Below are 18794 nucleotides of genomic sequence, written 5' to 3' on the forward strand. Positions count from 1 at the left end.
GCCTATGCTGAATGCCGTGAAAAGTATGGTTTGGCTGGGGGTGGCCGCATCCGTATGCTTTACCGCACTCCTCCTTACGCTGGAACGTAGCCGGGATTTTGATTTGGCCCTACAGAGGATACTCCCTTACGTCCAGGGGCAGAAAGCAAGTGTCGCTTCAACACTTGGCAGGGAAGCCGAAGGGCTGGATCTGGCAGTGAAGTATAAAGGGAGCCACATTTTATACGGGTTAAGAGAGTGGGCCGGCGAAGGCGTGGAAATCACCATTGATTCCAAGCAGATCCCATATGATGGAGAGCCTGTATACGAGCCGGGCGGGAGTGGGGATCGCGATTTGCGTTCGGCTTTATCATTACTCGACCTGCAAGGCGATTACAGGGCGGACTGTTATTACGATGCAGGGGAACATCTGTATAAGCTTGCTTTTAATAAAATTTAGGGAGGCTCGCGGATGAGTAACCCGCTGTCCAAAATTGCGGCTGCCCTGCTGTCCCTTCTCCTCGTATTTATGTACCCGGCTATGGAATTTGCGCAGCGGGAGGCGGATTACGAGATGCTTGCGGCGTATAATTCGCTTGTTCAGTTTACGGACGCGGTAAGGAATAAGGGATATTTCTCTCCGGAGATGTATCGCGAATTCAATCGGAACCTGGAGGTAGGCGGCAAAGTGTACGACATAGAAATCGAGCACCGGAGAAAAAAATACCACCCGGAATACGGCGATCCGGCCGATCCCGCAACCTTTCAAGATCGCTACTCCGTAGTCTACGATTCTTATTATACCGACCGGATTCTAGAAGTTCTCTATCCGGCAAACCCGGACGGGACCGCTGAGGAGGAGCGGCTGTACAAACTCGCGGCGGGAGACTTCGTTCAAGTCAGCATAAAGCCGAAAACCCGTTCAACTTATGAAACGTTGGCCGAACTCGTCTACGGCTCGGGGAGCGCAAGTTTGGAAGGGAAGCGGATTTCCTATGGGGGAATGGTACTGAATGAAGATTACTGATTGGGCCGTCATTTTTGTTCTGCTCGCTTGTCCGGCGTTATATATGCTGCAGTGGGATGCGGTGCAGCTCAGGGAAGCGAATCGTTTGCAGCTCAAATATACGGCTGCCTTAAGGACGGCCGCCCAAGATGCAGGAAGCAGGCTGGGTCAAAACGAGCTTCAGCGTTATGAGGCCGGTTACGGGTCATCCAAATTTATGCGCGCCGATAAGGAAGCGGCTTTATCCGCCGTGCTGGATACATTGCTGCTGAATTTGGGCGAGCATGAGGACGCTCTTTCGCGCGATCTTCTGATGACCTATATTCCGGCGGTTATCGTGATCGATTATGACGGTTACCATATATACGCAGTACAAGAGAAAGCGGGCGAGGACGGGAGCGTTTTGGCCCGGCATCATTGGCTGCCCAAGAAATCCTACGTCCATCGCGACGCGGAAGGAAATATGATCTATTTTACTTTGGATGATCAGATTACGGTCATCGACTCGGCTTCCGGGGAAGTGCACCGCGGTTTAAGGGAGGAGCTGGGCAGCGCTTTGTCCGTCAAACTTTTGCAGCAAAAAGAAGCCTTTGAGGATGTCCGCAGGTCGGCCATCGTGTCCAGTGTCCAAGAAGACCTGTCCCGGGTTATCGACAATCATAATGCGTTTGTGAGGAAGCTTGGCTTCAATTATATATTTACGCTGCCGACCATCTCGATGGAGGCGTGGAACAACTTGATCGATGACGTGGGGATCCTTGTCTTCCTGCAGGGCCTTCCTGTCGGCGGCAAGCATTACAACAATTACGCGCTCGGCGGAGGGAGGGTTCTTAGGCAAAGGCCGGTTTATGGATGGAGCGATCCTAATACCGGAATTCGGTACGCAGGCCACAGGCACTGTTTCGGCGGACCAGGGACGGAAAGGGCGGAAATATTCGCAAGTCCAAAGGATGCCGCGGCAAAAGGTTATTTTGAAGCCCGATGTCCTTTGCAGGGACCCTGACTTCAGCTCATAGCACTTTTATGGTCTTTTATTTTGAGAGGTTACGGACGTCTTCTCCATATGTTAAAATAGGTTCTTGAATGTCACTTTTGAAAAGAATCAAAAACCTATTTTCATATAGAAGGAGCTTGTGCGTTAATTATGAGTTTATTGACCGTAGAGAATCTGTCCCACAATTTTGGGGACCGGACCCTTTTTAAAAATGTTTCCTTCCGGCTGCTTGCCGGGGAACATGTTGGACTGGTAGGAGCGAACGGGGTGGGGAAATCCACGCTGATGAATATTTTGACCGGACAACTTCTAAAGGACGAGGGGAAAGTGGAATGGACCCCGAAGGTCCGTTACGGATATCTGGATCAGCATTCCAAGCTGACGCCGGGGAAAACGGTGCGGGATGTGCTAAAGGACGCATTTCTTCCGCTGCTTGAGCTTGAGAAAGAGATGCTGGAAATCACCAATAAAATGGCGGACGCTACACCGGAAGAGCTGGAGGAATTGCTGAATCAGATGGGAGAAATCCAGGAGCAACTGGAGATCGGGGATTTTTATCTCATCGATGTCAAGGTTGAAGAGATGGCCAACGGCCTCGGTCTTTCCGCCATCGGGCTCGATCGTGACGTTGCGGCATTGAGCGGGGGGCAGCGAACCAAAGTGCTGCTTGCGAAGCTTTTGCTCGAGAAACCGAACGTTCTGTTGTTGGACGAGCCGACGAACTACCTGGACGTGGAGCATATCCATTGGCTGACGAGTTATTTGCAAAACTATCCGTACGCGTTCATTTTGATTTCCCACGACACGGAGTTTATGAATCAGGTGGTCAATGTCGTTTACCATCTCGAATTCGCGAAACTCACCCGATACAGTGCGAACTATGACAAATTCCTGGAGATGGCCGACATCAACAAAAGCCAGCATATCGATGCTTATGAGAAGCAACAGGAGTTCATCAAAAAGCAGGAGGACTTCATCCAGCGGAACAAGGCGCGTTATTCGACGTCCGGCCGGGCCAAGAGCCGGGAGAAACAACTGGACCGGTTGGAGCGGATCGATAAGCCGGAGGAAGCGGCCAAACCGATTTTCGGTTTTAAAGAAGCGCGGGCCAGCGGCAAGACGGTGTTCGAGGGGATCGACTTTGAGATCGGCTATACGCACGCTTTGCTGCCCAAAATGTCCATGACGATCGAACGGGGGGAAAAGATCGCTATCGTCGGATGCAATGGGGTAGGTAAATCGACCCTGTTGAAAACGATTCTGGGCAAAATCCCTCCGGTAAGCGGAAAAACGTATCAGGGCGATTTCCTTTATCCGGCATATTTTGAGCAAGAGGTTCGTCCCGGGAACGGGACGCCGATCGACGACGTATGGAACGAATTCCCCCATTTGAATCAGCATGAGGTCCGGGCTCATCTGGCGCGCTGCGGGCTAAAGAACGAACACATTACCCGTCAGTTAAAAGCGTTGAGCGGCGGAGAGCAGGCTAAGGTCCGCCTCTGCAAGCTGATGATGCGGGAGACGAACTGGATTTTGTTCGACGAACCTACCAATCACCTGGATGTTGTCGCCAAAGAAGAATTGAAACGGGCCTTAAAGGAGTTCAAAGGTACGGTTCTGCTCGTATCCCACGAACCTGACTTCTATGAGGATTGGGTTACCAAAATCTGGGACGTCGAGGCCTGGTCTACCCGGAAGTAACCCGGGGAAGTGTGTGGTATCGGCACAAGCTGCGCCCGATTTCTTAGCGGAAGGATCTGAAGTAAGATGAATGGAACACGGCATGATCGTTATTCCCGCCAAAAGCTGTTCCCGCCGATCGGAGCCGCGGGTCAAAATCGATTATCGGAGTCCTCGGTTCTGATTATCGGAGCGGGAGCGCTGGGGACCGGGATCGCCGAAACGCTGGCTCGCGCCGGCGTCGGGCGTCTGATCTTGGCGGACCGGGACTATGTGGAATGGAGCAATCTGCAGCGTCAGCAGCTTTATAATGAGGCGGACGCCGCCGAAAGGCTCCCCAAGGCGGTTGCCGCCGAGCGGCATTTGCGGGCGCTTAACAGCGAGATTATTCTGGAAAGCCATGTCATGGATGTGACGTACGAAGAAATGGACGAACTTTCTCGCGGCGTTAATCTGATCATGGATGCCACGGACAATTTCGACACCCGGCTGGTGATTAACGACATTTCGCAAAAGCGCGGAATTCCTTGGATCTATGGCGGGTGCGTCGGCAGCTACGGCATGACTTTGACGATTTTGCCGGGGGAGACCCCTTGCTTAAATTGCCTGCTTGGCGTAGTCCCTCTAGGTGGCGATACTTGCGATACGGCTGGCGTTATTCCGCCTGTCGTTCAGATGGTCGTCGCTCATCAGACGACGGAAGCGCTGAAACTGTTGACGGGAAATAAGGATGCTCTGCGCCGGACGCTGCTGACCTTCGACCTGTGGCGCAATGAGCTGACGGAAATCAAAGTGGGGGCGGCCAGAAGAGCGGATTGTTTGTCGTGCGGGGAACAGAGAACGTTCCCTTATCTATCCGCTGCCCATTCCCGCAAAACCGAGGTGCTGTGCGGCAGGGATACGGTTCAAATCCGGCCTGCGGCCAAAGGCAAACTATCGCTTCCGGAGGTGGCCGCCAAGCTGAAGAAGCTGCCGGATGGGAAGGTAGAGACCAATCCCTTCTTGCTTTCCTTCTCGATGGATCACCTCCGTCTGGTGTTGTTTGAGGACGGGAGAGCCCTCGTACACGGGACAAAGGATATATCCGAAGCGAAAGCCATCTACGACCGGTATTTAGGCTAAGGTGGGCTGTCCATCGCCTTGCCGTCAAAAACGAATCATTTCGCGGTTTACGCGGAATGATTCGTTTTTATTTTGACCATGTTAGTAATACGAGGATTGTACCAAGTTTAGGGCGAGGCGGGAGGATATGAAGGACAGCGTGCTTTTGATGCACAAAAACGATGCCGCCGGCATAGAGATGCAGCAAAAATTGGAGGAGGCGGGATATCGGGTTCGCCGCAGTTATCATGTTGAAGATACCGCCGCCGAATTGACTAGGGACATGCCAGGAATCTTGCTGGTTCAGGTCGAAAAAGACGGTCGTGAGTTATATGCGCAAATGGAGCTGGCGGGACATTTCAGCTTTCCCGTCTTGATGATGCTGGAGGAATGGAGCTCCGAGGAATTAATAGCGGCTTTAGAGGCGGGGGTGACCGAAGTTGTTGAGGCCGCCATCCCGTTTGTTGAACTCGTGGCGCGGATCCGCAGTCTGATTCGGCTTTTTGGCCGATTTGCCGAAGGCTACGTCGCGGAATTGAATTATGAAGACCTCAAAATGGAGATGAAAGGGAGAAAGGTTTACCGTGGCGACGAGCTAATAAAACTGACCCCGAAGGAATTCGACCTGCTCAGATATTTGGTCAAACGAGCGGAGCAGGTCTGTCAACGCGAGCAGATTTTACAGGAGGTTTGGGGTTATGATTTTGCAACGGGGACCAACGTTGTCGATGTGTACATCCGTCACCTCCGTAAAAAAATCGATAAAGGAAGACCGCGCAAACTGATCCATACGGTGCGGGGAACAGGGTATATGATTCACTAAAAAATAATGCTCTGGAAAAAACAAATTACCCGATAGAGAGGCTATCGGGTATCGGTAACATATTATTATGATCTAATATTAATGAGGTTTCCGGACGTAATTCGCAAGCGACTGTGACTAGAGGACGCGGCGGGCTTTCAAGTACGTTCTCTTCCAATTCCCGGAGTTCAGATTGGAAATCGTAACACCCGGTTTACCGTAAGTGTGCAAAATCTTCCCGTTGCCCATATAAACGGCTACGTGGGTCACGTTATGTCCGTTAGCGCGGCTGCCGCTGGAGAAGAACACCAGATCGCCGGCTTGCAAATTCGATTTGGAGACGGCACGTCCCACTTTCGATTGAGCCACGGATGTGCGAGGCAGGTTGATGCCATACTTGCTGAAAATACGCTTCGTAAAAGAAGAGCAATCAAATACTCGAGTTGTCGAAGTCGATGCGCCGAATTGATAAGGTCTGCCCATAAATGTTTTTCCGTAATTTACGATTTGGGATCCCTTGGATACCGCTACGCTTTCCGCAGCTTGGGCCGGTGCGGCTCCAGCTCCGCTCGCAAGCAGAGTGCTGAATCCGATAGTTGAGACAATCCCTACCGTCAATACTTTTTGGAATAGGTTGTGCAATTTCATGTTGTAGTACCTCCAAATGTTTTTGTCGACCGGTTCGAAATGAAGTATAACAGGTTTTTAACTGCCTAATTTTTGGCAACACACCTATAAGTACAGGGCCTGCGCTGGTTTGAGGCCCTTTATTAAAAAACGATTAAAGTTTACAAAAAAGTAAGAAATAAAGAAGTGGAAATGTAAAGAAGCATGAAAAAAGCCTTGATTTCTCAAGGTTTTTTCATGCTTCTTTAGTTACAATCTGAGGTCGTAAAGGTTACATTTTTGTATTAATTTGAACGCGCAAAGTTCCTTAATCCTTGCTTTGAATAATGAGAAGCAGTCCGCTCTCGATTCGAACCGTTCCCTTGTCTCCCTTTAAACGATTGCTGACTCCCAGCGACTGGCCCATTTTGAGCGTGGCGTTGTCCAGCGGATACATGAAACCTTCCAAATGAATCCCGGTCACCTCTGTAGTGAGGGGGAGCAGGGATACATATTTAAATCCGCGCTCCTCGACGATGCAGCTCGTTCCGGTTAGGGTAACGTAATTGTGGGCATCCCAGATGGCGCTGGTAATCTGGTGCTGCATGCCTCGAAGCATCATTTGAATATTGGACAAAGTATGATCCAGCCGCGTGCCGACAACGCCGGTCATAACGACTTCGGAAGCGTGTCTTTCAATAGCAAGGTCGAAGGCGAGCTCCGTATCGGTCAGATCTTTGTTCACCGCATCGCAAGCGATCATTTCCCGGCTGTTTGCTTGGATGAGCTTTAATTCTTCGGGGGTGACGGAGTCGAAATCTCCGACCGCCAGGTCGGGACGGATTCCGTGCTGGACGAGGAATAAAGCCCCCCGATCCGCGCCGATGATCATGTCGTCTTTCCGGATTTCCTTAATGATATCAGGGTCGATCGTTCCGCCTGCAAAAATAAGCACTCGTTTCGCTACCATAAAGAAAACTCCCTTTCTGTTGTAGGCCCGCTTATTACCAGTATAGTTCAGTTTTTTCACTTGCACAATTGAACCGCGCAAGCATACAATGGACTGGTCAAATGTTACTGAACGTGATAGAGAGGAGCCAGAGCGTAAGCATGCATTTATTTGACATTTTCAGTATTATCGGCACCATCGCGTTTGCCATGTCGGGCGCGTTCGTGGCGATGGAAGAGGAGTATGACATTCTTGGCGTGCTTGTACTCGGCCTTGTAACGGCTTTTGGCGGGGGAATTGTCCGTAATGTGTTGATCGGCGTTCCCGTCACTACGCTATGGGCACAAGGGGATTTAATCATGCTTGCGGTTTTATCGGTCCTTGTCGCTTTCGTTCTGCCTCTAAAATGGATTCATCATTGGAAAAAGACAGAAGCGCTTTTTGACGCCATCGGCTTGTCCGCCTTTGCCATTCAGGGGGGGCTGTATGCCAGCGGTATGAATCATCCAATCAGCGCCATTCTGGTGGCTGCCGTTCTGACGGGGATCGGCGGCGGAATCATCCGGGATTTGCTTGCCGGACGCAAGCCGCTCGTTCTAAGAGATGAAATATACGCCGTTTGGGCGATGTTGGCCGGGCTCGCCGTAGGGTTGAAGTTTTTTACGTCAACCGTCGGTCTGCTGCTGCTGTTCGGCCTGGTTGTCTTCTTCCGGATGCTTTCCGTTCATTATAGATGGAAACTGCCGAGCCGTTCTCTGCGTACGGGAAACATCGGGACGAAATCAGAACAGGGTTAAAGTCCGGGTATTAAGGCTGCTTCTATAATGTAAAGAAAAAAAAGGATATCGCCCCAATGTGGCGGTATCCTTTTTGTTTGGGGCTTTAGCCAGTTGAGCTCGCGAAGCGTGCGAAACAAAGAACCATCTGATGGGGGTGTGATCATAGGAGTGTTCAAGCTACGAAGTATAACGAAAGGAAAGGGTGCTTAATGGCTAATCGAAGGGATATGTCACATCCAAAGAGGCGCCAAGTTGTGCTTCCAAGCCTCCAACTCCAAAAAGATGCAAATCTGCAAGTATTTTAGGCCGATTCCCGGGGCGATGCAAAAAAAGATGCAGATCTGCAGGAATTTCTAACGATTTTAGAGAAATGAGCCGGTTTCGTCGAAAATTCCTGCAGATTTGCAGGTATTTAGAAATTTTGAGTCCAAACAGGAAAAAAGCATGCAGATATGCAGGAATTCTATGTTATCAAGGTTTGTCTGACGGAGTACGAGTAATAATCGCACCCCTTCAGGGGGAGGCAATAGCGGCAACGGCATAGAACAAGTGGGAATGGTATTTCTGACGAGCTTGCTCACCACGCGTTCCTAATTCAGGGGTGAAATTGCAGTCCGGCGAGGGATGAAGACAGCTCACTCCTGAAGATGGGGAACTGGCGAAGGAAAGCCGTGTGCGGGAAATCCGCATGCACGGTTTGACGGGGAGTCCGGGGGAGTAAACCCCCGTCTTACCCTACTGAGGAAGGCTTGCGTCGATCTTATTGCAAGAAATGCGTCAGCGCCTCGGGCAGTTCTTGCTGCCAAAATCCCCAAAGGTGTTTGCCGTCCTTTTCATAATAAACCACTTTTGCGCCCCGTTCTTCAAGCAGTTGTCTGGCCCGGCGATTTAACTCCACGAAATTGTAGGTCCCCGTGTCGGTGGTGTATTGTTGCTCCTGAAGACCGACGACCATAAAGAGGGAGAGGTGGGACAAATCGGATTCCGCTTCAATCATCGCGAGCGTTTGGTCGTAATAGGCTCCGGAAAGGCTGATGATTTTGGAAAACAGTTTGGGATTTTTCATAGCCAGATGAAGAGAGAACGATCCGCCCAACGAATCTCCGGCCAATACCCGATCCTCCGGCTCTCGCCGCACGGGATAATTGCGTTCTACAAAGGGTATAATCTCTTCTGTAATACAGCGGCAATAGGCTTCGAACCGATGGCCGAAAGGCGCGTATTCTTCCGTACGGACGGTAGTATCGACTTCAATGCCTACAATAATAAAAGGCTCGAGTCCGTCATCCAGAATCAGCTTGTTCGCATGGGTGGCAATTCGCCCGAAGTTGAAAAACTCCTCGCCGTCCTGACAGTAGACGACAGGGTAACTAAGAATTTCGTTATAGCCCGGCGGGAGGTAAATGCGTAATTTTCGCTTCTCCCCCAAGCTGTCGCAGTCGATTTCCTCCCTGACAATAGTCCGCTTTAAATAGCGTGAATCCGTCATAATTCGGCTCGCTCCTTATCGTCTTGATATTTTGCTTTTGACCTCTCATTACGTTAAGATAGCCCTGGGAGAGGTAAACGCATTCACTACCAGGACCCGATTGTGTTACATAATTGTGTTACTGCTGTTATACAAACAAAGATAAAAAATTAAGTCATTTATGCGCAATTCCTTTGACTTAACGACTGAAACAGATGTATAATAATTCTATAACAGCGGAACATGATAATCAAATATTTTGTCGAGGTGAAGAAAATGAGCAAGATTCCTTATGAAGTATATACCGAGGAAGTCGAGGCTTTAACCGTCCTTTCGCCGGATGGTGAGATTGTTAACAAAGATAAAGTCCCGAACTTGACAGATGATCAATTGAAAGAATTAATGTACCGTATGGTATTCACCCGCACATGGGATGAGCGCGCCATCAACCTGGGCCGCCAAGGCCGCCTCGGCTTTTATGCGCCGGTATCCGGTCAAGAAGCTACGATGGTCGGCAGTGAATTCGCTCTGGACAAGAACGACTTCGTTTGCCCGGGCTACCGCGATATGCCGCAGCTCGTATGGCATGGTCTTCCGCTTTATCAAGCTTTCCTGTATTCCCGCGGCCATCAGCACGGCGGACAAATTCCGGAAGGCGTCAACGTACTTATGCCACAAATCATTATCGGCGCTCAAGTGCTTCATGCGATGGGGATCGCCATGGGCTACAAATTGAAGAAGCAAAAACAAGTCGCCATTACTTACACGGGAGACGGCGGTTCGTCCGAAGGCGATTTCTACGAAGCGCTTAACTACGCTGGGGTTTACAAACTTCCGGTCATTTTCTTTGTGCAAAATAACGGCTATGCCATTACGACTCCGTTCTCGAAACAAACCGCTGCTTTGTCCATTGCTCATAAGGCGGTTGCCGCCGGGATTCGCGGCGTGAAGATCGACGGGATGGACGTGTTCGCCGTCATCAGCGCGGTTCAAGAAGCCGCCGAGCGTGCCCGGAACGGCGAAGGCGCTACTTTGATCGAAGCTGTGACTTACCGTTTCCGTCCGCATTCCCTCTCTGACGATACGAGCAAATACCGTACGAAAGAAGAAGAAGGACAATGGAGCGAGAAGGACCCGATCGCCCGTCTTGCCAAGTATTTGGAGAAGAAAGGCCTTTGGACCGAAGAAGATACGGCTCGCGTGAAAGAAGAAGCGAAAGCGAAAGTGAACGAGCAAATCAAGAAGGCGGAACAAACCGAGAAGATGACGATTCCTGGTCTGATCGACAGCATGTTCGAGCAAACGCCTAAGCATCTGGAAGAGCAAAAAGCCGATTTTCAATAAGCCTTGAAGAAGTTCTAATGAGGAGGATAAGAAGCAATGGCACAAATGAATATGAAAGAAGCAATCCGCGATGCGATGCGCGTAGAGTTGAATCGGGATCCGAACGTCCTGCTTTTCGGGGAAGACGTAGGTAATGTCGGCGGGGTATTCCGCGTAACGGAAGGACTGCAAAAGGAATTTGGCGAAGAGCGCGTATTCGACACGCCGCTGGCCGAATCCGCGATCGGCGGTCTGGCCGTCGGTTTGGGAATCCAAGGATTCCGTCCTGTTGCGGAAATCCAGTTTGTCGGCTTTATTTTTGAAGCGTTGGACCAAATTCTCGTACAGGCTGCCCGCATGCGTTACCGTTCCGGCGGCCGCTATCATGCGCCGGTCGTATTCCGTACGCCATACGGCGGCGGGGTTAAAGCCGCTGAATTGCACACCGACGCCCTGGAAGGTTTGATTGCGCAAACTCCGGGTATTAAACTGGTGATTCCTTCGAACCCATACGATGCGAAGGGCCTGATGATCTCCGCGATCCGCGACAATGACCCGGTATTCTTCATGGAGCATTTGAACTTGTACCATGCTTTCCGCGCGGAAGTGCCTGAAGGCGAATATACCGTAGAACTCGGCAAGGCGAACGTGGTTCGCGAAGGATCCGACGTCACGATTATCGCCTACGGCATGATGGTTCATACCGCGGTGAAAGCGGCGGAAGAACTGGAGAAGAGCAAAGGCATCAAAGCCGAAGTCATCGATCTGCGCACGCTTGTGCCGCTGGACATCGATACGATTCTCGCATCTATCAAGAAAACGAACCGCGCGATCGTCGTGCAGGAAGCTCAGAAATCCGCCGGCATGGCCGCTGAAATTATCGCTCAAATCAACGAAAAAGCGATCCTGCACTTGGAAGCCCCAGTGCTTCGCATTACGCCTCCGGATACCGTTTATCCGTTCGCACAAATCGAAGATCAATGGCTTCCGACTCCGGCCCGCATCATCGAGGGCGTCAACAAAGTACTTGAATTTTAATTAAACGGCATACGAAAAATTGAAAAACAGGAGGTCTTCCAGGTGGCAAAATTTGAATATCGCTTCCCAGAGCTCGGCGAAGGTTTGCATGAAGGCGAAATTATTAAAATGCACATCAAAGCCGGCGACAAAGTAACAGATGAAGATATCGTCATGGAGGTACAAAACGACAAGGCGGTCGTTGAAGTCCCATGTCCGGTAAACGGTACGGTGCTTGAAGTGTTCGGTTCGGACGGCGCGATCTTCCGCGTTGGCCAAGTCGTGGCCGTCATCGACGCGGAAGGCGACATTCCGGAGCAGGAATCCGCTCCTGAGCAAGCCGGCGCGCAAGAAGCCGACGCGGCGAAAGGCGCAGCGGATACGCAAAACTCCCCGGCTTCGGCCAGCCCTGCGGCAGCCAAAGAAGGCGGCACCGACGGTCCTGCGGCTCCAGCTGCACCTAACCGCGAAGTGCTGGCAACGCCAAGCGTGCGTAAATACGCCCGTGAGCAAGGCATCGACATCACGCAAGTGAGCGGCTCCGGTAAAGCCGGCAAAATCACGCGCGAAGACGTCGACGCGTTCAAAAACGGCGGCGGCGCAGCCAGCCCTGCGGCATCCGGCGCTGCGCAAAGCGCGGACGCCCCTGCGGCACCGGCGGCTTCCGCGGCTGCAAGCGTGAGCGCGGAAGAAGAACGCGTTCCGTTCAAAGGAATCCGCAAAGCGATTTCAAACGCCATGGTTAAATCGGCTTACACCGCTCCGCACGTAACGATTATGGACGAAGTGGACGTGACCGAGCTGGTAGCGTTCCGTACCCGCATGAAACCGATCGCCGAGAAGAAAGGCATCAAGGTCACTTACCTGCCGTTCATCGTAAAAGCGCTCGTAGCGGCTTCCCGTCAATTCCCTGCGCTCAACGCATCGATCGACGAGGAGAACAACGAGATCGTCTACAAGAAACATTACGATATCGGGATCGCTACCGATACCGACAACGGTCTGATCGTGCCTGTTATCAAAGATGCCGATCGTAAGAGCATCTGGATGATCGCCGACGCGATCCGCGATCTGGCGGCCCGCGGCCGGGAAGGTAAGCTGTCCGCAAGCGAAATGAAGGGCAGCACCATCTCCATCACGAACATCGGCTCCGCAGGCGGCATGTTCTTTACGCCGATCATCAACTATCCTGAAGTGGCGATCTTGGGTACAGGCCGCATCAGCGAGAAGCCGGTCGTGAAGAACGGCGAAATCGTCGTGGCTCCGGTTATGGCTCTGTCGCTCAGCTTCGACCACCGTCTGATCGACGGCGCAACGGCTCAAAACTTCATGAACTATATCAAACAGCTGCTCGCCAACCCTGAGCTGCTCGTTATGGAGGTGTAACAATATGGTAGTAGGAGACGCTTCTCTGGATATTGATACATTAGTTGTAGGTGCCGGTCCCGGCGGATACGTGGCGGCCATTCGTGCCGCCCAGCTGGGCCAAAAAGTGGTGATCGTGGACAAATCGGAGCTTGGCGGCGTGTGCTTGAACCGCGGCTGTATTCCTTCGAAAGCCCTGATCTCCGCTGCGCACCAATACGAATCCGCGAAACATGCCGACGCGTTCGGCATCACTGCGGAAAATGTGAAAGTGGACTTCAAGAAAACGCAAGAATTCAAAAACGGTGTCGTTAAGAAAATGACCCAAGGCGTAACCGGTTTGCTGAAAGGCAACAAGATCGAAGTTTTCAGTGGTGAAGTCATGTTCATCAACGAGAACGAAGCTCGTGCCTTTAACGACCATGAATCGCCGCGTTACCGTTTCAAGCATTGCATCTTGGCTACAGGCTCCCGTCCGATCGAGCTGAAAGCCTTCCCGTTCGGCGGACGCATCCTGTCCTCGACCGAAGCGCTCGATCTGCAAGAAATTCCTAACAGTCTGATCGTAATCGGCGGCGGTTATATCGGCGCGGAACTCGGTCAAATGTTCTCGAAATTCGGCACGAAAGTGACGATTATCGAAGGAATGGACAGCGTACTCGCAGGCTTCGACAAGGATATGACCCGTCTCGTCACGAAGAGCATGGAGAAAACGGGCATCGAAATCATTACCAACGCCAAGGCCGAAAGCGCTGAGCAAACGGACAAAGACGTAACCGTGAAATACTCCGTAAACGGCGAAACCAAAGAAGTTACGGCGGACTACCTGCTCGTAACGGTTGGCCGTCGCCCGAACACGGACGGCGACCTTGGTTTGGAACTGGCCGGTGTGAAGCTGACGGACCGCGGTCTGGTGGAAGTTGACCATCAAGGGCGCACCAGCAATCCGAACATCTTTGCGATCGGCGACATCGTTGCCGGACCTGCGCTGGCGCACAAAGCTTCTTACGAAGGTAAAGTGGCCGCCGAAGTGATTTCCGGTCTTCCGTCCGTCGTGGACTACAAAGCGATTCCTGCGGTCGTATTTACCGATCCGGAATGCTCAAGCGTAGGCTACACGGAAAAAGAAGCCAAGGAAAAAGGCTTCAACGTCAAAGCGGGCAAGTTCCCGTTTGCGGGCAACGGTCGTGCGACTTCGCTGAATCAGCCTGACGGCTTCATCAAGATTGTGGCCAATGCCGACAACAATGTGGTTCTCGGCGCACAAATCGTCGGGATCGAAGCTTCCAACCTGATTGCCGAGCTTGGCCTTGCGATCGAAATGGGCGCCACTTTGGAAGACATTTCGCTCACGATCCACGCTCACCCTACGCTGGGTGAAATCGTGATGGAAACGGCTGAACTCGTTGAAGGTCATCCGATTCATGTCATCTCCCGTTAATTTTTGAGCTATTACTCTCGCGTCCTCCGTTATCCGGCGGATGCGGATCTCCTAAGCATATGGATAGGGCAGGACCGGCAAGTTGGGTCTTGCCCTCTTTTTTTGGCGTTCAGGCCGAACTTTTCCGGTTTTGGCTACGTTTAGTTATTAATAGAACCGTCATAGGGGAGGAAGAGATGAAGAACAGGAGAGCGATGGGGTGGAAGCTTGCGGTCTGCGTCCTGATGTTCGCCGCGGGCACGGTGCTATCCGGGCCGGCGAAGGCCGAAATCAAGAACAAGCTCAATTCCGAAACTACGCCGCAGACCCAAAAGGCAATATCCAAGAAACAGGTGACTCAATGGATCAAACAACAGGGGGCCAGGAAAGCAAACTACTATTTCGAGGGTTTGACTTTTATTGAAGTGCAGTTGGACGAAGACAAGGAGCTTGAGGTGATCGCGGGTATTGACGGAGGCGTCCATCTGGGCCATTTCTTCGTGTTTGACCGGACGAAAGCGGGGACTTACAAGCTGATTGCCGAAAAGGACTGGAAGGTGGAGGCGCTGCATCCGGGGCTCGCGGTTGAAACGGATTCCAGAGTGTTATATGAAACGGTCGAACGTACGGGCGGAACGGGCATCGATGTGAAATACGCCCACCTGTGGTATGTGAAGGACGGAAAATGGGTGGAGGCGTGGAAAGGTGTCCTTAAAGAACGCAACGCGATGATCACCGGTGCACATTCGCTCGTCGCCGGCAGCTATCAGGTGATTGACGATACTCTTTTCAGTTGGCAGACTTTGACGCGGCTTGAAGACGATGACGAGACGGTGAAGGGCGAGCGCGAAACGACGCTCCAGGTGTTTCAATTCGACGGAACCCGTTTTGTGGAGAAACAATAAAAGGGGCTGTTTTTTTGATTAGCAAAAAGAACGCGGAGCATTATATTTGGGGAGACCGCTGCGATGGTTGGCGGCTGGTACATGAACAGGACCGAAGTGTCATCCATGAAAAAATGCCTCCGGGAACATGTGAAACCCGGCATTTTCATAAACAGGCGAAACAATTTTTCTTTGTGCTGACGGGGACAATGACCCTCGAGGCCGGAGGAATCGAAACGGTACTGCGGGCCCATGAGGGATTGAATGTCCCGCCGAATCTGCCCCATCAAGTGTTCAATAAATCCGGCGAAGACTTGGAGTTTTTGGTGATTTCGCAGCCCAGCACGACAGATGACCGGTATCCGGCACCGGGCGGAACAGAAGAGGAACGAGGAACTTAAGGACCTTTAAGGTCTGATACATAACGCGCAGGCAAGTGCAAGGATTACCAAAACAGCCAAAAAAGGATGTCGGCATGTTCCCTCGTCAAGGGGGTTAAGCCTCACGAGGCCCTGCTTACTGCGTTTCGGAAAGCCATCGGGCACGGACAGGGTCGGCGCAAGGATCATCTTGGATGAATTCTGGCGTCGGCTTTTTTTGAACTTTGGTATTGGGCAGGTATATAATAGAGGACGGCTTGCCGCACTCGTCAGGCGGAGAGAATCGGGCGGTAGTTTGCCGATGGCGGAATTTCCGGGAAGAAGAATATGCATGCGGCGACAGCAATAATATGTAGGGTACATGCCCGCCTTTGGCAAAAAAAATCGAGCCGCATGTCGGGAATACGCATTCGGTGGTAGCCTGGCTGACGAATCTTATGATAGGATGGATGTTGCGGTTCAGCCGGCGGCAGCGCAGATCGATTTAACCGCGAGAATATTTAATAACGGAATGTGTTCTGGAAAAAGGAGATCTCGAAGTTATGGAAACTATTTTTTCAATCCTGAAATCGATTATTTTGGGGATCGTGGAGGGGATCACCGAATTTTTGCCGGTATCTTCCACGGGCCATCTGGTCATCTTTGAAAATTTGCTGGGCTTCAATGGGACGACCCCCTCATATGTGGAGATGTATACGTACGTTATTCAACTGGGAGCGATTTTGGCCGTCATCGTCCTGTATTGGGGCAAAATCAAGGATACGCTGGTCAACTTCTTCCCGCAGAAGGTCGGTTTTGAAAAGTCGGGATTCCGCTTTTGGCTGATGCTGGCGATCGCCTGTATCCCGGGAGGCGTGTTCGGCGTTCTGCTGAACGACTGGGCGGATGAGCATCTGTTTACGCCGGTTGTCGTGGCGTTCACGCTGTTTTTCGGCGGACTGTGGATGCTTTACGCGGAGAAAAAATTCCGCAACAACGGACTGGGCGGCGGAGGCGACGAGTTGAACGTCACGGTCAAACAAGCGCTGATCATCGGCGCTTTCCAATGCCTCGCCATTATTCCGGGCATGTCGCGCTCCGCTTCGACGATCATCGGCGGCTGGGTAGCGGGCTTGACCACGGTGGCGGCGGCGGAGTTCTCGTTCTTCCTGGCGATCCCGGTCATGGTGGGGATGAGCTTCCTGAAAATCGTGAAGATCGGCGGATTTTCGTCGATGACTTCGACCGAACTGATTTCGCTCGGCGTCGGCTTTGTCGTTTCGTTCCTCGTCGCGCTCGCCGTCATCAGCAAGTTTATTTCGTACCTGCAAAAGAAACCGATGAAGGTATTCGTATACTACCGGATGATTTTTGCGATTATCGTCCTGATCGCCGGGATTGCCGGCTTGTTCCACTAAACAAAGTCATGAGGCCCAGTCCGAAGAAACAGATTCGGCACTGGGCTTTTTTTGTTAATTCTTATAGTATAGAAGAAGTTAAAGCAAGAATACGGCTGGAGGAAGGTGCTTTGATGAGCGCAAAACTAATGATCGTCCAGGCTTCGCTTGGCGACCTGCAAGATGTGGCGGAGCTGTTTAATCAATACCGGGTGTTTTACGGGCAAGCGTCCGATCCGGCGGGAGCCGAAGCTTTTCTGTTTCAATTGATGGAGCACCGGGAGTCCGTTATTTTGCTGGCAAGGGTAGAGAACGGTCGCCAACCGGTTGGCTTTGTCCAGTTGTATCCGACGTATTCGTCGATTTCCATGCAGCGCTCATGGGTACTGAACGATTTATTCGTTCCGGAGAAATGGCGCAAGCAAGGCATCGGCCGAAAGCTTCTGGATGCCGCGGCCGACATGGCGCGTCTGACCAAAGCGAAAGGGCTTGCCCTGGAAACCGCCCCGGACAACCTTTCCGCGCAAAAGCTCTATGAAAGCCTGGGATATGTCCGTGACACGGAATTTTTCCATTATTATTTGACTCTATAAGGCAAGGGGAGGCATAGCATGAAAAGAATCGATATTGTCTACGCCTTGATCGCTAGTCCCGACAACCAAAAGGTGTTAATGGTACAAAACCTCGATAACCGGGACACATGGACTTTGCCCGGAGGGACGGTGGAGCCCGGGGAAACCCTGGAAACGGCGCTTATCCGCGAGGTGAGAGAAGAGGCCGGCATCGAGATTGCCGTTCGCGGGGTGGCCGCGGTGAACGAAGTGATTTTTCCTGAAAAACAAGAGCATTATCTGCTGCTTACGTTCCGCGCCGACCGTCTTGGCGGGACGGAGAAAACGAATGTCCCTGCGGAGATATCCGCGGTCTCCTGGATCGACGTGGACCTGGCGGATTCCCTGATGCCGTATTACGAGGCAGGCATCAGCGGACTGGTAAGCAGCGGGGACGAGGTTCCTTACTGCGATGAAGGTCAAGAGAAAGAGACCTAGACGGAGGAGAGCGGAATGATCATATGGATCAACGGAGCTTTCGGCTCCGGCAAAACTTCGGCCGCCTATACGCTCCACCGGAGAATTCCCGGATCTTTTGTGTATGATCCCGAAGACGTCGGATATTTCATCCGGAAGCGAATTCCGGGCGGGATGGAGAAGGATGATTTTCAGGACTATCCCATGTGGCGCGAGATGAACTATGCGATGCTGAAAAATATCGCCGCCGAATTTGACGGCATCCTCATCGTTCCGATGACCGTGACCCATCCCGTCTACTTTAACGAAATCGTAGGCAGGCTAAGGGATGAGGGGGTCGGCGTGCGCCATTTTACCTTATGGGCCTCGCGCGATGTGCTGCTGGCCCGTCTGAAGGGGCGGGGCGACGGCTATAATTCCTGGCCTGCCCGGCAGGTGGAGCGCTGCCTGGAAGGACTCGCGAATCCGCTGTTCGGGGAGCATCTGGACACCGATCATCTGAGCCGGGACGAGGTGGTCGGCCGGATTGCCGCCGAATGCGGCATCCCGCTGCAGCCCGACGAGCGAACCAAGCTGCAGAAGGCTTGGGACCGGGCGATCCTTACTTTAAAGCATATCCGGATTGGGAAATAGAACG

General features: G+C 52.0%; 20 protein-coding genes. 17 read left to right on the forward strand and 3 right to left on the reverse strand.

The features are described from left to right. The first annotated feature begins 4 nt into the window (after positions 1-4). The 6 genes from LBW89_RS03215 (at position 5) to LBW89_RS03240 (ending at position 5583) form a co-directional block, all read left to right on the forward strand. The gene (locus LBW89_RS03215) at positions 5-439 is read left to right on the forward strand and encodes a hypothetical protein (protein WP_225038449.1); all 435 of its coding nucleotides are present in this window, start codon (positions 5-7) and stop codon (positions 437-439) included. A gap of 12 nt (positions 440-451) precedes the next feature. Further along, a complete protein-coding gene (locus LBW89_RS03220; protein ID WP_225038450.1) occupies positions 452-1006 on the forward strand; it encodes a hypothetical protein in 555 nt (184 codons plus the stop codon). Then, entirely contained in the window at positions 993-1988 is a 996-nt protein-coding gene (locus LBW89_RS03225) for a hypothetical protein (protein WP_225038451.1), read from the forward strand. Before LBW89_RS03220 ends, LBW89_RS03225 begins: the two co-directional genes overlap by 14 nt. Before the next feature lie 141 nt (positions 1989-2129). Further along, positions 2130-3680 carry an ABC-F family ATP-binding cassette domain-containing protein gene (locus tag LBW89_RS03230; protein WP_148452442.1) on the forward strand — a complete coding sequence of 517 codons (1551 nt, stop codon included), beginning with the start codon at positions 2130-2132 and terminating at the stop codon, positions 3678-3680. A 66-nt stretch (positions 3681-3746) separates the two neighbouring features. Continuing rightward, on the forward strand, positions 3747-4781 hold the full coding sequence (locus LBW89_RS03235) for a MoeB/ThiF family adenylyltransferase (protein WP_225038452.1): 1035 nt from the start codon (positions 3747-3749) through the stop codon (positions 4779-4781). A gap of 127 nt (positions 4782-4908) precedes the next feature. Further along, positions 4909-5583: a response regulator transcription factor gene (locus LBW89_RS03240; RefSeq protein WP_225038453.1), complete on the forward strand. Its 675-nt coding sequence runs from the start codon at positions 4909-4911 to the stop codon at positions 5581-5583. Positions 5584-5700: 117 nt separating this feature from the next. On the opposite strand, the gene LBW89_RS03245 is transcribed toward LBW89_RS03240, so the two are convergent. Together LBW89_RS03245 and LBW89_RS03250 are read right to left on the reverse strand one after the other, a co-directional pair. After that, positions 5701-6210: a C40 family peptidase gene (locus LBW89_RS03245; protein ID WP_213503996.1), complete on the reverse strand. Its 510-nt coding sequence runs from the start codon at positions 6208-6210 to the stop codon at positions 5701-5703. A gap of 286 nt (positions 6211-6496) precedes the next feature. Further along, positions 6497-7138, reverse strand: a complete 642-nt coding sequence (locus LBW89_RS03250) for a thiamine diphosphokinase (protein ID WP_213503995.1) — start codon at positions 7136-7138, stop codon at positions 6497-6499. Positions 7139-7278: 140 nt separating this feature from the next. Here LBW89_RS03250 and LBW89_RS03255 point away from each other — a divergent pair, with 140 nt between their 5' ends. Further along, the gene (locus LBW89_RS03255; RefSeq protein WP_148452451.1) at positions 7279-7914 is read left to right on the forward strand and encodes a trimeric intracellular cation channel family protein; all 636 of its coding nucleotides are present in this window, start codon (positions 7279-7281) and stop codon (positions 7912-7914) included. A gap of 742 nt (positions 7915-8656) precedes the next feature. Here LBW89_RS03255 and LBW89_RS03260 read toward each other — a convergent pair. Continuing rightward, positions 8657-9385 (reverse strand): alpha/beta hydrolase, encoded by a 729-nt coding sequence (locus LBW89_RS03260; protein WP_148452453.1) that lies wholly within the window; start codon positions 9383-9385, stop codon positions 8657-8659. A 255-nt stretch (positions 9386-9640) separates the two neighbouring features. Here LBW89_RS03260 and pdhA point away from each other — a divergent pair, with 255 nt between their 5' ends. The 10 genes from pdhA to LBW89_RS03310 all read left to right on the forward strand — a co-directional run bounded on the left by pdhA (position 9641) and on the right by LBW89_RS03310 (position 18790). Further along, complete coding sequence (gene pdhA, locus LBW89_RS03265; RefSeq protein ID WP_148452455.1) at positions 9641-10708, forward strand: pyruvate dehydrogenase (acetyl-transferring) E1 component subunit alpha; 1068 nt, start codon at positions 9641-9643, stop codon at positions 10706-10708. A 36-nt stretch (positions 10709-10744) separates the two neighbouring features. Continuing rightward, a complete protein-coding gene (locus tag LBW89_RS03270; RefSeq protein WP_148452457.1) occupies positions 10745-11725 on the forward strand; it encodes an alpha-ketoacid dehydrogenase subunit beta in 981 nt (326 codons plus the stop codon). 42 nt (positions 11726-11767) lie between these two features. Beyond that, positions 11768-13090 carry a dihydrolipoamide acetyltransferase family protein gene (locus LBW89_RS03275; protein WP_148452459.1) on the forward strand — a complete coding sequence of 441 codons (1323 nt, stop codon included), beginning with the start codon at positions 11768-11770 and terminating at the stop codon, positions 13088-13090. Between the two features lie 4 nt (positions 13091-13094). Beyond that, a complete protein-coding gene (lpdA, locus tag LBW89_RS03280) occupies positions 13095-14510 on the forward strand; it encodes a dihydrolipoyl dehydrogenase (protein WP_148452461.1) in 1416 nt (471 codons plus the stop codon). 176 nt (positions 14511-14686) lie between these two features. Further along, positions 14687-15394, forward strand: a complete 708-nt coding sequence (locus LBW89_RS03285; protein ID WP_225038454.1) for a hypothetical protein — start codon at positions 14687-14689, stop codon at positions 15392-15394. Between the two features lie 14 nt (positions 15395-15408). Then, positions 15409-15774 carry a cupin domain-containing protein gene (locus LBW89_RS03290; RefSeq protein ID WP_225038455.1) on the forward strand — a complete coding sequence of 122 codons (366 nt, stop codon included), beginning with the start codon at positions 15409-15411 and terminating at the stop codon, positions 15772-15774. A 521-nt stretch (positions 15775-16295) separates the two neighbouring features. Then, positions 16296-17150 carry an undecaprenyl-diphosphate phosphatase gene (locus LBW89_RS03295; RefSeq protein WP_148452465.1) on the forward strand — a complete coding sequence of 285 codons (855 nt, stop codon included), beginning with the start codon at positions 16296-16298 and terminating at the stop codon, positions 17148-17150. 113 nt (positions 17151-17263) lie between these two features. Then, on the forward strand, positions 17264-17722 hold the full coding sequence (locus tag LBW89_RS03300; protein ID WP_148452467.1) for a GNAT family N-acetyltransferase: 459 nt from the start codon (positions 17264-17266) through the stop codon (positions 17720-17722). Positions 17723-17740: 18 nt separating this feature from the next. Beyond that, the gene (locus LBW89_RS03305) at positions 17741-18178 is read left to right on the forward strand and encodes an NUDIX hydrolase (RefSeq protein WP_225038456.1); all 438 of its coding nucleotides are present in this window, start codon (positions 17741-17743) and stop codon (positions 18176-18178) included. Between the two features lie 15 nt (positions 18179-18193). Then, positions 18194-18790, forward strand: coding sequence for an AAA family ATPase (locus LBW89_RS03310; protein WP_213503983.1), 597 nt, complete (start codon positions 18194-18196; stop codon positions 18788-18790). Positions 18791-18794: the final 4 nt, after the last annotated feature.

The sequence above is a fragment of the Paenibacillus sp. alder61 genome (genome assembly GCF_020179875.1).
Lineage (GTDB): Bacteria > Bacillota > Bacilli > Paenibacillales > Paenibacillaceae > Fontibacillus > Fontibacillus faecis.